We start from the raw sequence: 15,658 nt of genomic DNA on the forward strand, positions 1-15,658 counted from the left end.
CGTAGAGTGTTGTTCACTATTGTTCACTGTCAATGGGTGAACTGTTCAATTGTTCATTTCAGATTGTTCATTTGTGTTCAGCAACGAACGTCGACGGGCTGTGGTTTTTACTCATTTCCAGCTGAATCAATGGCTTGGGATTTTTGGCACGGATGTCGCTTTATCGTTCCGGTCGCTTGACTCCAATAATAAAAGGCCGAGCCATGTCACTCACCCTGGAGCACGTCAGCCGCACCGTCGAGGGCCAGACCTGGATCGACGATGCCAACCTGAGTTTTGAACCCGGTTCCTTCAACGTTTTGCTGGGTCGCACCCTGTCCGGAAAAACCAGCCTGATGCGCCTGATGGCCGGTCTGGACAAGCCCGACAGTGGCCGCATCCTGATGAATGGCGTCGACGTTACCCAACGGCCGGTGCGCTTGCGCAATGTGTCGATGGTCTATCAGCAATTCATCAATTACCCGACCATGACGGTGTTCGACAACATCGCCTCGCCGCTGCGCCAGGCCGGTGTGTCCAGCGAGCTGATCCAGAGCAAGGTGCTGGAAACCGCGAAGATGCTGCGCATCGAAAAATTTCTGCAGCGTTATCCGCTGGAGCTTTCCGGTGGCCAGCAACAACGCACGGCCATGGCCCGGGCGCTGGTCAAGGATGCCGAGTTGATCCTGTTCGACGAGCCGCTGGTCAACCTCGACTACAAGTTGCGCGAGGAGCTGCGCCAGGAAATGCGCGAGCTGTTCAAGGCGCGCCACACCATCGCGATCTATGCCACCACCGAACCCAACGAGGCCCTGGCCCTGGGCGGCACCACGACCATTCTTCACGAGGGCCGGGTGATCCAGAGCGGCCAGTCGTCCTCGGTCTATCACCAGCCGCAAACCGTGCTGGCGGCGGAGCTGTTCTCCGAACCGCCGATCAACCTGATGCCGGGGCGCATTGCCGGCAACGAAGTGAGTTTCGCCAACTTCGTGCACTTTCCGCTGAACGTCGATTTGCGCCCGGTGGGCGAGGGCGAGTTCCGTTTCGGCGTGCGACCCAGCCATATCTCGCTGGTGCCGAGCAATGACGATGACCTCGAACTGGCGGTGACCGTCGAGGTGGCCGAGATCAGTGGCTCGGAAACCTTCCTGCACGTGCGCAACGAGCATTTCCTGCTGGTGCTGCACTTGCCGGGTGTTCACGAATACGACGTCGATGCGCCGATCCGTATCTACATCCCGACCCATAAACTGTTTGTGTTCGATACGCAGGGCCGGCTGGTGCAGGCGCCGGGCCAGCGTGTCGCGAGGGTAGCCTGATGGCCGAAATCCGTTTGCAGAACCTCGCCCACAGCTACACCAAAACGCCAGTGGGACCGGAGGACTACGCGATCCGCGAGATGGACCACATCTGGGAGCAGGGCGGCGCCTATGCGTTGCTCGGTCCGTCGGGCTGTGGCAAATCAACCTTGCTCAACATTATTTCCGGGCTGCTCAGTCCGTCCCAGGGGCATGTGCTGTTCGACGGCAAGGCGGTCAACGACCTGACGCCGGAGAAGCGCAACATTGCTCAGGTTTTCCAGTTCCCGGTGGTCTACGACACCATGACGGTGTTCGACAACCTGGCCTTCCCGCTGCGCAACCAGGGCATGGCCGAGCCAAGAATTCATACCAAGGTGCAGGAAATCGCCGAGGTCCTCGACCTGCAGAACCTGCTGAGCAAAAAGGCACGCAACCTCACCGCCGACGAAAAACAGAAAGTCTCCATGGGCCGCGGGCTGGTGCGCGACGATGTGTCGGCGATCCTGTTCGACGAGCCGCTGACGGTGATCGACCCGCACCTGAAGTGGAAGCTGCGACGCAAGCTCAAGCAGATCCACGAGCAGTTCAACATCACCATGGTCTACGTCACCCACGATCAACTGGAGGCCTCGACTTTCGCCGACAAGATTGCGGTGATGTACGGCGGACAGATCGTGCAGTTCGGCACACCACGGGAATTGTTCGAGCGCCCGAGCCACACCTTTGTCGGCTACTTCATCGGCAGCCCGGGGATGAACCTGATCGAGGTGCAGCCGCAACCGGGGGGCGTCGGGTTCGCCTCGACCCACCTGCCGCTGTCCGAGACCATGCAGCAACGCATCGCCGAATCCGAATGGAAAACCCTGAAGGTCGGCATTCGCCCGGAGTTTGTCCATGTGTGGGACGAAGCCTTTGATGATGCACTGCGGGCACAGGTCGTACACGTCGAGGACCTGGGCACCTACAAGATCATGAGCCTCGACCTCGATGGCACGCCCCTGAAAGTGCGCCTGGCCGAAGACAAACCGGTGCCACAGGGCACGGCCTACATCAGCTTTCCTGCGCAATGGCTGATGGTGTACGCCGATGATTTCCTGCTCGAAGCCCATGCCAATCAGGAGGCGCAGCCATGAACAAGGTGCAGAACAACAAGGCCTGGTGGCTGGTGCTGCCGGTGTTCCTGCTGGTGGCGTTCAGTGCGGTGATCCCGATGATGACCGTGGTCAACTATTCGGTGCAGGACATTTTCGATCAGTCCAGCCGCTATTTCGTCGGTGCCGACTGGTACAAGCAGGTACTGCTCGACCCTCGGCTGCACGACTCGCTGTTGCGCCAGTTCATCTATTCCGCCTGCGTGTTGCTGATCGAAATTCCGCTGGGCATTGCCATCGCCCTGACCATGCCGACCAAGGGCCGATGGTCTTCGGTGGTGCTGATCGTGCTGGCGATTCCGTTACTGATCCCGTGGAACGTGGTCGGCACCATCTGGCAGATCTTCGGCCGCGCCGACATCGGCTTGCTGGGGGCGAGCCTCAAGGCCATGGGCATCAGCTACAACTATGCGGCGAACACCATGGACGCCTGGGTCACCGTGTTGGTGATGGACGTCTGGCACTGGACCTCGCTGGTGGCGCTGTTGTGCTTCTCCGGGTTGCGGGCGATTCCGGACGTGTATTACCAGGCGGCGCGGATCGACCGTGCCTCCGCCTGGGCGGTGTTCCGCCATATCCAGTTGCCCAAGCTCAAGAGCGTGCTGCTGATCGCGGTGATGCTGCGCTTCATGGACAGCTTCATGATCTACACCGAGCCGTTCGTGCTCACCGGTGGCGGCCCGGGTAATGCCACGACTTTCCTCAGCCAGACCCTGACCCAGATGGCCGTAGGGCAATTCGACCTGGGGCCGGCCGCAGCGTTCTCGCTGGTGTACTTCCTGATCATCCTGTTGGTGTCCTGGCTGTTCTACACCGCCATGACTCACTCTGACGCCAACCGCTGAGGCCCGCGCCATGAGCAAAAGAAAGCTGATCCCACTGCTGCTCTACATCCTGTTCCTGCTGGTGCCGATCTACTGGCTGCTGAACATGTCCTTCAAGAGCAACAGCGAAATCCTCGGCGGCCTGACGCTGTTCCCGCAGGATTTCACCCTGGCCAACTACAAGGTGATCTTCACCGACCCGAGCTGGTACACCGGCTACATCAACTCGGCGTATTACGTGAGCCTGAACACGATCATTTCCCTGACCGTGGCATTGCCGGCGGCTTATGCGTTTTCGCGTTATCGCTTCCTGGGCGACAAACACCTGTTCTTCTGGCTGCTGACCAACCGCATGGCGCCGCCGGCGGTGTTCCTGTTGCCGTTCTTCCAGCTGTATTCGTCGATCGGGTTGTTCGACACCCACATCGCCGTGGCCCTGGCTCACTGCCTGTTCAACGTGCCGCTGGCGGTGTGGATTCTCGAAGGCTTCATGTCCGGCGTTCCCAAGGAAATCGACGAAACCGCCTACATCGATGGCTACAGTTTCCCCAAGTTCTTCGTGAAGATTTTCATCCCATTGATCGGCTCCGGCATCGGTGTGACGGCGTTCTTCTGCTTCATGTTTTCCTGGGTCGAACTGCTGCTGGCACGAACCCTCACCTCGGTGAACGCCAAGCCCATCGCGGCGGTGATGACCCGCACCGTTTCGGCATCCGGTATCGACTGGGGTGTACTGGCGGCGGCGGGGGTGTTGACCATCCTGCCGGGCATGCTGGTGATCTGGTTTGTTCGCAACCACGTGGCCAAGGGCTTTGCCCTGGGCCGGGTATGAGGAGCTGATGATGGAATGGATGAGTTGGACCGCCCCCACGGCGGCGTTCTTCGGCGTCATTGCCTTGATCCTGGTGGGCATGACCACCTGGGAATTGCGTTCGCCGAGCGTGCTTCGGCGAGGTTTGCTACCGATTGCCACCACCCGTGGCGATCGCTTGTTCATCGGTCTTCTCGGCAGCGCCTACCTGCATTTGCTGGTAATCGGCGTCACCGACTGGAGCATCTGGGTGGCGTTCGCGTTGTCCCTGGTGTGGCTGTTGGCTGTGATGCGTTGGGGCTAGTCGAATCGCTCGGCACTGTTGCTCCGAAACTCAATAAGGAGGTCTCTATGTTCGACAAAAACAATAAGCTGCGACATAGCATTTCATTGGCAGCCATGCTGGCACTCAGCGGTTTGAGCGCTTCGGCCTGGGCCGATGCCTACGAAGATGCCGCAAAAAAATGGATCGGCAGTGAATTCAAGCCATCCACACTGACGGCCGATCAGCAGCTGGAAGAATTGAAGTGGTTCATCAAGGCGGCGGAGCCCTTCCGCGGAATGAGCATCAAGGTGGTGTCGGAAACCATCGCGACCCACGAGTACGAGTCCAAGGTGCTGGCCAAGGCCTTCACCGAGATCACCGGGATCAAGCTGACCCACGACCTGCTGCAGGAAGGCGACGTGGTGGAAAAGCTGCAGACTGTGATGCAATCGGACAAGAGCATCTATGACGGCTGGGTCAACGACTCGGACTTGATCGGTACGCACTTTCGGTACGGCAAGACCGAATCGATCACCGACCTGATGGCTAACGAAGGCAAGGACTTCACCTCGCCGACCCTCGACATCAAGGACTTTATCGGCATTTCCTTCACCACTGCGCCGGACGGCAAGATCTACCAGTTGCCTGACCAGCAGTTCGCCAACCTGTACTGGTTCCGTGCCGACTGGTTCGAACGCGCGGACCTCAAGGCCAAGTTCAAGGAAAAGTACGGTTACGAGCTGGGCGTCCCGGTGAACTGGTCCGCCTATGAAGACATTGCCAAGTTCTTCAGCGAAGACGTCAAGGAAATCGACGGCAAGCGCGTCTACGGGCACATGGACTACGGCAAGAAGGACCCGTCCCTGGGCTGGCGCTTCACCGATGCCTGGTTCTCCATGGCCGGTGGCGGCGACAAGGGCATCCCCAATGGCTTGCCGGTGGACGAGTGGGGCATTCGTGTCGAGGACTGCCACCCGGTGGGTTCCAGCGTAACCCGCGGCGGCGACACCAACGGCCCGGCGGCGGTGTTCGCCACCACCAAGTACGTCGACTGGCTGAAAAAGTACGCGCCACCGGAAGCGGCGGGCATGACCTTCTCCGAATCCGGCCCGGTGCCCTCCCAGGGCAGCATCGCCCAGCAGATTTTCTGGTACACCGCCTTCACCGCCGACATGACCAAGCCAGGCCTGGCGGTGATGAACGCCGATGGCACGCCGAAATGGCGCATGGCGCCGTCACCACGGGGACCTTACTGGGAAGAGGGCATGAAGCTGGGCTATCAGGACGTGGGGTCCTGGACCTTCATGAAGTCCACGCCCGAGAAGCAGAAACTGGCGGCCTGGCTCTATGCGCAGTTCGTGACCTCGAAAACCGTGTCGCTGAAGAAAACCATCGTCGGCCTGACACCTATCCGCGAGTCGGACATCAACTCGCAGGCGATGACCGACCTGGCACCGAAACTCGGCGGCCTGGTGGAGTTCTACCGCAGCCCGGCCCGCGTGCAATGGACCCCGACCGGGACCAACGTGCCTGATTATCCTCGGCTCGCGCAGTTGTGGTGGAGCCACATCGCCGAAGCGGCCAGCGGCGACAAAACCCCGCAACAGGCACTCGACGGCCTGGCAAAGGATCAGGACGCGATCATGACCCGCCTGGAGCGTTCGAAGGCACAAGCCACCTGCGCACCGAAAATGAACCCCGAGCGCGATGCTCAGTACTGGTTCGATCAGCCGGGCGCGCCGAAGCCGAAACTGGAAAACGAGAAGCCGAAAGGCGAAACCGTGAGCTACAGCGAGCTGCTGAAATCGTGGGCGGATGCGCGCAAGTAAGTGTTTGGGAATGTGAAAGGCGAACGGCACCGAAAGGTGCCGTTTTTGTTTGTGCCCGTTCCGCCCCCTTCGCGAGCAAGCCCGCTCCCACAGTGACCGAGAGTGACCAAAGATCTTGTGCACGACACATAACCTGTGGGAGCGGGCTTGCCCGCGATGAGGCCGGCCCCGACAGCGGAAATCTCAAGTCTGATACCTCAAAGCGCCACACCCTCAATCGCAGGAAACCCCAACCTGAACACCGTCATCGCCCCCGGCAGGCTCTTAACCTCCGCCACCCCCTGATGCAGGCTCATGATCGAGCGCACGATGGCCAAGCCCAGTCCGGTGCTGCCCTGAGCGCGGGAACGGCTGCTGTCGACTCGGTAAAAGCGGTCGAACAGATGCGGCAGATGCTGCGCTTCGATGCCCGCGCCGGGATTGCTGACCAGCAAGGAAACCTGCGTCGCACCTTGTTCAATCAGCAGCGAAACCGTTTGCCCAGCCGGGCAGTGGCGCAGTGCGTTGGACAGCAGGTTCGAGATCGCCCGTTGAATCATCAACCGGTCGCCTAGCACGCGAGCACCGCCCACCACACTCAGATGAATCTCCTTGTCCTGCGCCGAAAGAGAAAACAGGTCGGCGACTTTCAGGGCTTCATCTTCCAGCGCAATCAGCTCGAAAGGTGCGAGCGATGCCGGGTGGCTGACCTGCGCCAGAAACAGCATGTCCGAGACTATTCGTGCGACGCGTTCCAGTTCTTCGGTACACGACACCAAAATATCTTTGTATTCCTGAGTCGTGCGTTCCCGAGACAGTGTTACCTGTGCCTTGCCCATCAGATTGTTGATAGGCGAGCGCAATTCGTGGGCCAGATCATCGGAGAACTGCGACAACTGCTGCACGCCGCTGTCGAGGCGATGCAGCATAAAATTGATGCCTTGCGCCAGTTCACTGAGTTCCTGCGGCATGCTCACCACCGAGAGTCGATGGTCGAGGTCCTGCGTCGACACCATCTCCGCCACTTTGCGAAACTCGTGCATCGGTGCCAGGCCACGCCGCACTGCCACCCAGGCACTGAGACCGATGAAAATCAGCAGTAACGGCAAAGCCATCAGCGTCGAACGCAGATAAGCGCTGAGCAACGCCTGATCGTGAGCATTGTCCATCGACAACAGCACCGGGACGCGGGTGCCGTCCTTGATGCGGATCAGTCTGGAGGCCGTGAGGAACTTCGTGCCCTGAGCGTCGGTACCTGTGGAGTAAGTTAACTGATCCGTGGTCGTCCGCACCGCCTTCAATTCGAGGCGCGGATCGGCCATGCCGGTGCCGGACTTCAATAGCGGTGCGCGCAGATTGCTGAGCTCGTAAATGGTCAGAGTGAGGTTGTCATGCCCCATGACCTGGTCGAGCAAAATGTGCGGCTTCGAACTGATTTCTCCGGGATCGGTGTACAGCGCCAGGCTGTGTTCAACTTGCTCCATCTTCTTTTCCAGGCTGTCTCTGGATACTGCGTTCAACTCGTGGGTCAGGGTGAAATAAGCGAGGATCGCCAGGAACACCACCAGCAGCGCCCCGACAATGCTGACCGTCAGACCGAGGCGCAGCGACAGGCTCGCAGACTTCATTCCCGCGCCTCCAGCACGTAGCCGACACCGCGCAGGGTGTGAATCAACTTGTTGTCGAACGGGTCGTCGATTTTCGCCCGCAAGCGCCGGATCGAAACTTCGACCACGTTGGTGTCGCAGTCGAAGTTCATGTCCCACACCAGCGATATGATTTGGGTGCGAGTAAGCACCTCGCCAGACTGGCGCATCAGCAGATGCAGCAGGGCGAACTCCTTGGTAGTCAGGTCGATGCGCTGCTCGCCGCGAAAGGCGCGGTGGCGCCCTGGATCGAGTTCCAGATCGGCCACTTTGAGTACTTGCGGAACCGGGATGTTTTCACTGCGGCGCATGAGGCTACGCACCCGTGCCAACAATTCGGGGAACTCGAAGGGTTTGACCAGATAATCGTCGGCGCCCAGATCCAGACCGCGAATCTTGTCGGCCAAACGACCTCGAGCGGTCAACATCATCACGCGAGTAGAGCGGGTGCGGCGCAGTTGTTCCAGTACGCCCCAACCGTCCAGTTGCGGCAGATTGGCGTCCAGTATCACCACGTCGTAAACCTGGTGTTGTGCCAGATGCAGTCCATCGGTTCCATTGGCCGCGTGATCAACGATGTAACCACTTTCCGTCAGTCCCTGATGTAAGTATTCGGCAGTTTTAAGCTCGTCCTCGACGACAAGGATTCGCATGATCAATCACCACTTTTATTTAAAGAAAATGTAATTAAGGTGGTCGGGAAAGTTGTTGTTCTTATAGAGGCTCCGGACGATTTTTTATAACGACGAGTTGAATGGGTTCTTCCTTTCCTACAGAGATTTCTCCGGTCAAGGCGTGCACGATAAAGCCTATAGTGGCTACAGGGTCAACAGCAAGGCTAGGCCTCGAGCCCTTAAAATGGCCTGGTGTGACAGCCTGACGCAGAGGGCTGCGTCGAGAATGCTTCAGCCTCATGGGAATTGAAAGCGGGCAAGTACTGTTCGGCGGATAAATATCGGGCATTTGTTTCTTGGTATTACTACATGGCGGTTAGCACTTCGCATGGTAGAGCAAAACAACTCGCTGGAACGGTGGATAACGTATTTGTAATGTTCCAGTCACCTTGTCGATAAGTTCAAAACCCTACTGTGGCGATATTGAATTTTCTTGATTTAAAAAGGAAGTACTCCATTGCCCGGTTTAAGAGAACTGACGGCGCGATCACGCCTGAAAAAAACTGCAGGCGTGGTGACGGCCACCTGCTTTTTATTACTGGCCGGCCCGTGTCTGGCGGCTGTTTCGTCCGGCTCGACATTGACGCTGGATCAGGCCCTGAAAACGGCATTTGCCGGCAACCCGGAGTTGGCGGCCGCCCAATGGGAGATCGGAATTGCTGAAGGGGATCGACAACAGGCCGGTCTGGTCCCCAACCCTGAAGTGTCGTGGGAGGCCGAAGACACGCGGAGTGAGTCGCGAACCACCACGGTGATGCTCAGCCAGTCAATTGAACTGGGCGGCAAACGCGGTGCGCGGATCGATGTCGCCAGCCGTGCGCAGGATGCCGCCGGAATCGAGTTAGAGCGCAGGAGCAACGCCTTGCGCGCCGATGTGATTCAGGCGTTCTCCAGCGCACAAACGACGCAGCATCGCTTGCAGTTGTCCCGCCAGTCACTGGAACTGGCCGAGCAGGGACTGCGGGTGGCGCAGGGCCGTATCCAGGCGGGCAAATCATCGCCGGTCGAAGGCACGCGGGCGCAAGTGCAACTGTCGGAAGTGCGTCTGGAGTTGAGCCGGGCCGAGCGCGATCAGGCCAATGCCTATCAGCAACTGGCGCAGGTCATGGGCGCATCGTTGCCGACGTTGGTCAGTGTGCAGACCGCTCCTCAAGGCATGCCCTCCTTGCCGCCGCCGACCCAATTGCTCGAGCGCCTGAACGAAACCCCCGAGCTGCGGTTGGCCAAATTGCAGATCGATCAGCGTGAGGCTTCTTTGGGGCTGGAGAAAGCGCAGCGGATTCCTGATCTGACCGTCAGTGTCGGCAGCCAATACAGCGAAACGGAGCGTGAGCGGGTGAACGTGGTGGGGCTGTCGATGCCGATTCCGCTGTTCAATCGCAATCAGGGCAACGTGCTGGCGGCGGCGCGGCGCGCTGATCAGGCGCGGGATCTGCGCAATGCCACCGAACTGCGCTTGCGTACGGAAATCCAGACCACGCTTGCGCAATGGCAGACCGCCAACAGCGAAGTCAAAGCGTTCAACCAGACCATCCTGCCCGCCGCGCAAAGTGCCGTCGACAGCGCCACTCGCGGTTTCGAAATGGGCAAGTTCGGTTTCCTCGACGTGCTCGATGCTCAGCGCACCCTGATCAGCGCCCGCACCCAGTACATCCAGGCCGTTGCCGAGGCGACGGACGCGCGGGTGCGCATTGAACGCATTTTTGGCGATCTCGGCGCGTTCGGCGTCAGCCCCTGAATTTAATCTTTCACATAACTGCTCGACCGCCTCGGCGGTATGACGCAGAGGAGTTTCCATGGATAAAAAACTGATCGTTGTCGTTGCAGCGACGTTGGCGCTGGGCGTTGCTATTGGTTCGATGTGGCCGGGCAACACATCGATTGATGCCCACGCCGATGAGGCTGCGGAGCATGCCGACCATGCTGAAGAAGGCGCAGCAGCCGACGGCGAACATGCCGAAGGCGAAGAAGGGCACCTGACGTTGAGCACCGAGCAGATCACGGCGGCCGGCATTCAACTGGCCGAAGCACAGGCACAGAACATCAGTCTTGGCCTGCCGTTTCCCGGGGAAGTGCGCTTTGACGAAGACCGCACCGCGCACCTGGTGCCTCGCGTGCCGGGGGTGGTCGAGTCGGTGTCGGTCAACCTCGGGCAGTCGGTGAAGAAGGGGCAGTTGCTGGCGGTGATCGCCAGTCAGCAGATTTCCGATCAGCGCAGCGAGCAGGCAGCCGCACAGCGACGTCTGGCGTTGGCGCGCACCACGTTCGAGCGTGAGCGGCAGTTGTGGCAGGACAAGATTTCCCCCGAGCAGGATTTCCTCCAGGCCCGTCAGGCGTTGGAAGAGGCCGAAATCGCCCTGAGCAATGCCCGACAGAAAATTAGCGTACTCAGTGGCAGCGTGGTCGCCAGCGGAGGCAATCGATACGAATTGCGTGCGCCCTTTGACGGCGTAGTGGTGGAAAAACACCTGACACCGGGGGAGGTGGTCGATGAGACCACAGCTGCTTTCACGCTCTCGGACCTGTCCCGGGTGTGGGTGACGTTCGGCGTTTCGCCCAAGGATTTGAACAAGGTACAGGTCGGTAAACCGGTCTCTGTCAGCGCTCCGGAGCTGGGGGCAGAAGTCGTCGGCACCGTAGCTTACGTCGGCAGTTTACTGGGCGAACAGACGCGCACTGCAACGGTTCGCGTCACCCTGGAAAACCCGCAAGGCTCGTGGCGTCCGGGGCTGTTCGTGAATGCGTTGGTCGCCACCGACAGCCGACAAGCCAAAGTCGCCGTGCCCGAAACGGCGATCCAGACGGTCGAGGACAAACCCACCGTGTTCGTGCGCACCGACGACGGTTTCAAGGCGCAAGCAGTGGGGCTGGGCAGTCGCGCGGCCGGTCAGGTGGAAATCACCCAGGGGTTGGAGCCCGGCGTGCAAGTCGCCAGCGCCGGCAGCTTCGTTCTCAAATCGGAATTGGGCAAAGCCTCGGCTGAGCACTCCCACTGATCCGCCCCCTCGACGAGAAAGTTCTCATGTTCGAACGCCTGATCCAGTTTGCCATCGAGCAGCGCATCATCGTGCTGCTCGCCGTTTTGCTCATGGCCGGCCTCGGCATCGCCAGTTATCAAAAACTGCCGATCGACGCTGTGCCGGATATCACCAACGTCCAGGTGCAAATAAACACCGGCGCCGCCGGGTTCTCGCCGCTGGAAACCGAGCAGCGCATCACCTTCCCGATTGAAACCGCGATGGCCGGCCTGCCGTCGCTGGAGCAGACCCGCTCGCTGTCGCGTTCCGGTCTGTCGCAGGTCACGGTGATCTTCAAGGACGGCACCGACCTGTTCTTCGCCCGGCAACTGGTCAACGAGCGACTGCAGATCGCCAAGGAGCATTTGCCCGAGGGAGTGGATGCGATGATGGGGCCGATTTCCACCGGTCTCGGCGAGATTTTCCTGTGGACGGTCGAGGCGCAGGAAGGTGCGCTGAAGGACGACGGCACGCCGTACACGCCGACCGACCTGCGGGTGATTCAGGACTGGATCATCAAGCCGCAGTTGCGCAACGTCCAGGGTGTCGCCGAGATCAACACCATCGGCGGGTTTGCCAAGGAATACCAGATCGCTCCCGATCCGAAACTGCTGGCGGCGTACAAACTGACCCTTACCGATCTGGTCACGGCGCTGGAGCGCAACAACGCCAACGTCGGCGCCGGCTACATCGAGCGCAGCGGCGAGCAGTTGCTGATTCGTGCACCGGGGCAAGTGGCGAGCACCGAGGACATCGCCAACATTGTCATGGCCAACATCGACGGCACGCCGATACGAGTGAAGAACGTCGCCACCGTGGAAATCGGCCGCGAATTGCGCAGTGGTGCCGCCACCGAGAACGGTCGCGAAGTGGTGCTCGGTACTGTGTTCATGCTGATCGGCGAAAACAGCCGTACCGTCTCGCAAGCGGTTGCCAGCAAGCTCGAACAGATCAATAAATCCTTGCCCAACGGCGTGATCGCGGTGCCGGTGTACGACCGCACGCATCTGGTGGACAAAGCCATCGCCACAGTGAAGAAGAACCTGGTGGAAGGCGCGATTCTGGTGATCGCGATTCTGTTCCTGTTTCTCGGCAACATCCGCGCGGCGCTGATCACCGCCATGGTGATTCCACTGTCGATGCTCTTCACCTTCACCGGCATGTTCAGCAACAAGGTCAGCGCCAACCTGATGAGCCTCGGCGCTCTCGACTTCGGCATCATTGTCGACGGCGCGGTGGTGATCGTTGAGAACACCCTGCGACGGCTGGCCCATGCGCAGCAACATCACGGGCGTTTGTTGACCCGTTCCGAGCGTTTTCACGAAGTGTTTGCGGCCGCCAAAGAGGCGCGTCGTCCGCTGATTTTCGGCCAGTTGATCATCATGGTCGTGTACCTGCCGATCTTCGCCTTGAGCGGTGTCGAAGGAAAAATGTTCCACCCGATGGCGTTCACTGTGGTCATCGCGTTGTTGGGCGCCATGCTGTTGTCAGTGACGTTTGTTCCGGCAGCCATTGCGCTGTTTGTTACCGGCAAGGTCAAGGAAGAGGAGGGTGTGGTCATGCGCGGTGCGCGCCAGGTCTATGCCCCGGCGTTGGCCTGGGTGATGAGCCATCGGGCGTTGGCCGTAAGCATGGCATTGGGCGTGATTGTGCTCAGCGGTGCGGTAACCAGCCGCATGGGCAGCGAGTTTGTGCCGAGCCTCAGTGAAGGCGATTTTGCCCTGCAAGCCTTGCGCGTGCCAGGCACCAGCCTGACCCAGTCGGTGGACATGCAGCAGCGTCTGGAAACCCTGGTCCTCGCTAAAGTGCCGGAAGTCGAACGTGTGTTCGCCCGTACCGGCACCGCCGAAATCGCCTCCGACCCGATGCCGCCGAACATCTCCGACAGTTATGTGATGCTCAAGCCAAAAGATCAGTGGCCGGACCCGGGCAAGTCCCGTGAAACCCTGATGACTGAACTGCAACAAGCCGCCGCGACGTTGCCGGGCAGCAACTATGAGCTGTCGCAGCCGATCCAGTTGCGCTTCAACGAACTGATCTCCGGCGTGCGCAGCGACGTGGCGGTCAAGGTGTTCGGTGATGACATGGACGTACTCAATGCCACGGCGGCAAAGGTTGCCGCAGCCCTGCAGAAGGTCAATGGCGCTTCCGAGGTCAAGGTTGAACAAACCACCGGCCTGCCTGTGCTGACCATCAACATCGATCGCGACATGGCCGCGCGTTATGGCCTCAACGTTGGCGATGTGCAAGACACCATTGCGGTGGCGGTGGGCGGGCGTCAGGCCGGGACGCTGTACGAAGGCGACCGGCGTTTCGACATGGTGGTGCGCCTGTCCGATGCCATGCGCAAGGACATCGACGGCCTGTCGGCGCTGCTGATCCCGGTACCGGCGCCGCTCAATCGCGCTGCCGACCAGATTGGCTTCATCGCGCTCAAGGACGTTGCCAGCCTCGATCTGGTGCTCGGGCCCAATCAGGTCAGCCGAGAAAACGGCAAGCGGCTGGTGATTGTCAGCGCTAACGTGCGTGGTCGGGATATTGGTTCGTTCGTTAAAGAGGCCAGCGAGGTGATCGAACGCGATGTGCAGGTTCCCGCGGGTTACTGGACCAGTTGGGGTGGGCAGTTCGAGCAGTTGCAATCGGCGGCCAGGCGCTTGCAGATCGTGGTGCCGGTGGCGCTGCTGTTGGTGTTCGGTTTGTTGTTCATGATGTTCAACAATCTGAAGGATGGGCTGCTGGTGTTCACCGGGATTCCATTTGCCTTGACCGGTGGCGTCATGGCGTTGTGGCTGCGGGACATCCCGCTGTCCATCTCGGCAGGCGTCGGATTCATTGCGCTGTCGGGGGTGGCGGTGCTCAACGGGCTGGTGATGATCGCGTTTATCCGCAATTTGCGGGAGGAGGGGCGTTCGCTGTCTGATGCGATCAACGAGGGTGCGCTGACCCGACTGCGGCCGGTGTTGATGACGGCGCTGGTGGCGTCACTGGGCTTCATTCCGATGGCGCTGGCGACCGGCACCGGGGCGGAGGTGCAGCGTCCGCTGGCGACGGTGGTGATCGGCGGGATTGTGTCCTCGACCATCCTCACGTTGCTGATCCTGCCGGCGCTATATCAGTTTGCCCATCGACGAGACGAAGACACTATCCCAACCCAATAGGTGACCCCCTATGGGAGCGAGCCTGCTCGCGAAGGCGGCCTGTCAGTCGGTAATGATGCTGACTGATCCACCGCTTTCGCGAGCAGGCTCCCACAGTTTTCCTGGCACATAACGGATATGTAATTTGCGCGCCACCGTCACGAAAGGTTCAGATTGTTACCTTGATCCCGTTAGTTAATTAAACGAGGAATCAAAGATGAAACTTGTACAAATGGGTGCGTTTGCAGCGGCGTTGATGATGTCTTCTGTGGTCTTGGCGGCCGGTGGCGGCGACAGGACATTCGCTAGAATGATGGCGGCCAAAGACCGTTCCGTAGAACTGTTCGTCGCCAAGGAACAGGCCCGGGATCCCGTCGTCGTCAATGAAAAGAAGGACGACAAGAGCAAAGATTTGTAAGCGTGCCGCACTTGAACAAGCCCGTCATCGAATTCCGGTGGTGGGCTTTTTTATGAAGGTAATGAACATGAAATTGATCAAGTTGATGACGTTCACCGGCGTGATGGCGATGTCCCTGAATGCATTGGCTGAGGGTGGCGGTGATCGCACGTTTGAGCGCGCGCTCAGCGCCAATACCAAAGCCATGGAACAGTACGCGGTCAACCAGGGCAAACCGGCGCCGGTGGTCAAGGACTATGAATACGGAATGAAGCTGGATGTGGTCAAAGTAGTGAGCGTCGTGCGCCCGCAAGCGGCTTGCGCTGTGGTACCTGCCGCAATGACCTACGAAGACTCGAAAGGCCAGCTCAACACCCTCAAATACACGGTGGCGGGGGATTGTCGTCAGCGCGGAGGGTGAGGCCTGCATTGGGTATTTCAATTCACGATGTTTAAGGCTGTGACGGAATGGCAGAACCTTCCCGCAGTGTTTTCAGGTTGTCCGTCGGACGTCCGGTCACTAGCCTGTGCTGGTCGCTGCCAAGTCAGCGAACGGGATTGGAACCCCGGTACCCCGAAAGCGCAAAAGTGGCTTTCATGACGTATGCTTGCGCACCTTGATGGTGTGCACTCCGTTATGGCGGCGGT

Annotated in this window: 13 protein-coding genes; 11 read left to right on the forward strand and 2 right to left on the reverse strand. The window is 59.7% G+C overall.

Going from position 1 to position 15,658, the window contains the following annotated elements:
• Nucleotides 1–203: 203 nt before the first annotated feature.
• From AC3WJW_RS20400 to AC3WJW_RS20425, 6 genes are read left to right on the forward strand one after another with little or no spacing between them, the layout of a single operon-like run.
• Complete coding sequence (locus tag AC3WJW_RS20400) at nucleotides 204–1,298, forward strand: ABC transporter ATP-binding protein (protein ID WP_493727153.1); 1,095 nt, start codon at nucleotides 204–206, stop codon at nucleotides 1,296–1,298.
• On the forward strand, nucleotides 1,298–2,413 hold the full coding sequence (locus AC3WJW_RS20405; RefSeq protein ID WP_493727154.1) for an ABC transporter ATP-binding protein: 1,116 nt from the start codon (nucleotides 1,298–1,300) through the stop codon (nucleotides 2,411–2,413). The genes AC3WJW_RS20400 and AC3WJW_RS20405 overlap by 1 nt, the downstream gene beginning before the upstream one ends.
• Nucleotides 2,410–3,276, forward strand: a complete 867-nt coding sequence (locus AC3WJW_RS20410; RefSeq protein ID WP_217835709.1) for a carbohydrate ABC transporter permease — start codon at nucleotides 2,410–2,412, stop codon at nucleotides 3,274–3,276. The genes AC3WJW_RS20405 and AC3WJW_RS20410 overlap by 4 nt, the downstream gene beginning before the upstream one ends.
• A gap of 10 nt (nucleotides 3,277–3,286) precedes the next feature.
• Nucleotides 3,287–4,087 (forward strand): carbohydrate ABC transporter permease, encoded by an 801-nt coding sequence (locus AC3WJW_RS20415; RefSeq protein ID WP_007970460.1) that lies wholly within the window; start codon nucleotides 3,287–3,289, stop codon nucleotides 4,085–4,087.
• Between the two features lie 10 nt (nucleotides 4,088–4,097).
• The gene (locus AC3WJW_RS20420; RefSeq protein ID WP_015094367.1) at nucleotides 4,098–4,370 is read left to right on the forward strand and encodes a DUF2160 domain-containing protein; all 273 of its coding nucleotides are present in this window, start codon (nucleotides 4,098–4,100) and stop codon (nucleotides 4,368–4,370) included.
• Between the two features lie 47 nt (nucleotides 4,371–4,417).
• The gene (locus AC3WJW_RS20425) at nucleotides 4,418–6,160 is read left to right on the forward strand and encodes an ABC transporter substrate-binding protein (RefSeq protein WP_493727155.1); all 1,743 of its coding nucleotides are present in this window, start codon (nucleotides 4,418–4,420) and stop codon (nucleotides 6,158–6,160) included.
• Nucleotides 6,161–6,357: 197 nt separating this feature from the next.
• Here the strand turns inward: AC3WJW_RS20425 and AC3WJW_RS20430 are convergent, their stop codons facing one another.
• Nucleotides 6,358–7,767: a heavy metal sensor histidine kinase gene (locus tag AC3WJW_RS20430; RefSeq protein ID WP_493727156.1), complete on the reverse strand. Its 1,410-nt coding sequence runs from the start codon at nucleotides 7,765–7,767 to the stop codon at nucleotides 6,358–6,360.
• Nucleotides 7,764–8,438, reverse strand: a complete 675-nt coding sequence (locus AC3WJW_RS20435) for a heavy metal response regulator transcription factor (protein ID WP_102699210.1) — start codon at nucleotides 8,436–8,438, stop codon at nucleotides 7,764–7,766. The genes AC3WJW_RS20430 and AC3WJW_RS20435 overlap by 4 nt, the downstream gene beginning before the upstream one ends.
• 478 nt (nucleotides 8,439–8,916) lie before the next feature.
• Between AC3WJW_RS20435 and AC3WJW_RS20440 the strand changes: the two genes are divergently transcribed.
• From AC3WJW_RS20440 to AC3WJW_RS20460, 5 genes are all read left to right on the forward strand, one after another.
• Nucleotides 8,917–10,197, forward strand: a complete 1,281-nt coding sequence (locus AC3WJW_RS20440; protein ID WP_493727157.1) for a TolC family protein — start codon at nucleotides 8,917–8,919, stop codon at nucleotides 10,195–10,197.
• A gap of 58 nt (nucleotides 10,198–10,255) precedes the next feature.
• Nucleotides 10,256–11,455, forward strand: coding sequence for an efflux RND transporter periplasmic adaptor subunit (locus tag AC3WJW_RS20445; protein ID WP_493727158.1), 1,200 nt, complete (start codon nucleotides 10,256–10,258; stop codon nucleotides 11,453–11,455).
• Between the two features lie 26 nt (nucleotides 11,456–11,481).
• Nucleotides 11,482–14,634 carry a CusA/CzcA family heavy metal efflux RND transporter gene (locus AC3WJW_RS20450; protein WP_493727159.1) on the forward strand — a complete coding sequence of 1,051 codons (3,153 nt, stop codon included), beginning with the start codon at nucleotides 11,482–11,484 and terminating at the stop codon, nucleotides 14,632–14,634.
• Between the two features lie 196 nt (nucleotides 14,635–14,830).
• Complete coding sequence (locus AC3WJW_RS20455; protein WP_493727160.1) at nucleotides 14,831–15,031, forward strand: co-regulatory protein PtrA N-terminal domain-containing protein; 201 nt, start codon at nucleotides 14,831–14,833, stop codon at nucleotides 15,029–15,031.
• Between the two features lie 67 nt (nucleotides 15,032–15,098).
• Complete coding sequence (locus tag AC3WJW_RS20460; RefSeq protein WP_493727161.1) at nucleotides 15,099–15,431, forward strand: DUF2790 domain-containing protein; 333 nt, start codon at nucleotides 15,099–15,101, stop codon at nucleotides 15,429–15,431.
• Nucleotides 15,432–15,658 lie beyond the last annotated feature (227 nt).

It is taken from the genome of Pseudomonas sp. GW821-FHT07G06 (genome assembly GCF_058986625.1).

Coding starts and splice junctions, on each gene's coding strand:
- AC3WJW_RS20400 (WP_493727153.1), top strand. CDS start 204: ATGTCACTCACCCTGGAGCACGTCAGCCGCACCGTCGAGGGCCAGACC.
- AC3WJW_RS20405 (WP_493727154.1), top strand. CDS start 1,298: ATGGCCGAAATCCGTTTGCAGAACCTCGCCCACAGCTACACCAAAACG.
- AC3WJW_RS20410 (WP_217835709.1), top strand. CDS start 2,410: ATGAACAAGGTGCAGAACAACAAGGCCTGGTGGCTGGTGCTGCCGGTG.
- AC3WJW_RS20415 (WP_007970460.1), top strand. CDS start 3,287: ATGAGCAAAAGAAAGCTGATCCCACTGCTGCTCTACATCCTGTTCCTG.
- AC3WJW_RS20420 (WP_015094367.1), top strand. CDS start 4,098: ATGGAATGGATGAGTTGGACCGCCCCCACGGCGGCGTTCTTCGGCGTC.
- AC3WJW_RS20425 (WP_493727155.1), top strand. CDS start 4,418: ATGTTCGACAAAAACAATAAGCTGCGACATAGCATTTCATTGGCAGCC.
- AC3WJW_RS20430 (WP_493727156.1), bottom strand. CDS start 7,767: ATGAAGTCTGCGAGCCTGTCGCTGCGCCTCGGTCTGACGGTCAGCATT.
- AC3WJW_RS20435 (WP_102699210.1), bottom strand. CDS start 8,438: ATGCGAATCCTTGTCGTCGAGGACGAGCTTAAAACTGCCGAATACTTA.
- AC3WJW_RS20445 (WP_493727158.1), top strand. CDS start 10,256: ATGGATAAAAAACTGATCGTTGTCGTTGCAGCGACGTTGGCGCTGGGC.
- AC3WJW_RS20450 (WP_493727159.1), top strand. CDS start 11,482: ATGTTCGAACGCCTGATCCAGTTTGCCATCGAGCAGCGCATCATCGTG.
- AC3WJW_RS20455 (WP_493727160.1), top strand. CDS start 14,831: ATGAAACTTGTACAAATGGGTGCGTTTGCAGCGGCGTTGATGATGTCT.
- AC3WJW_RS20460 (WP_493727161.1), top strand. CDS start 15,099: ATGAAATTGATCAAGTTGATGACGTTCACCGGCGTGATGGCGATGTCC.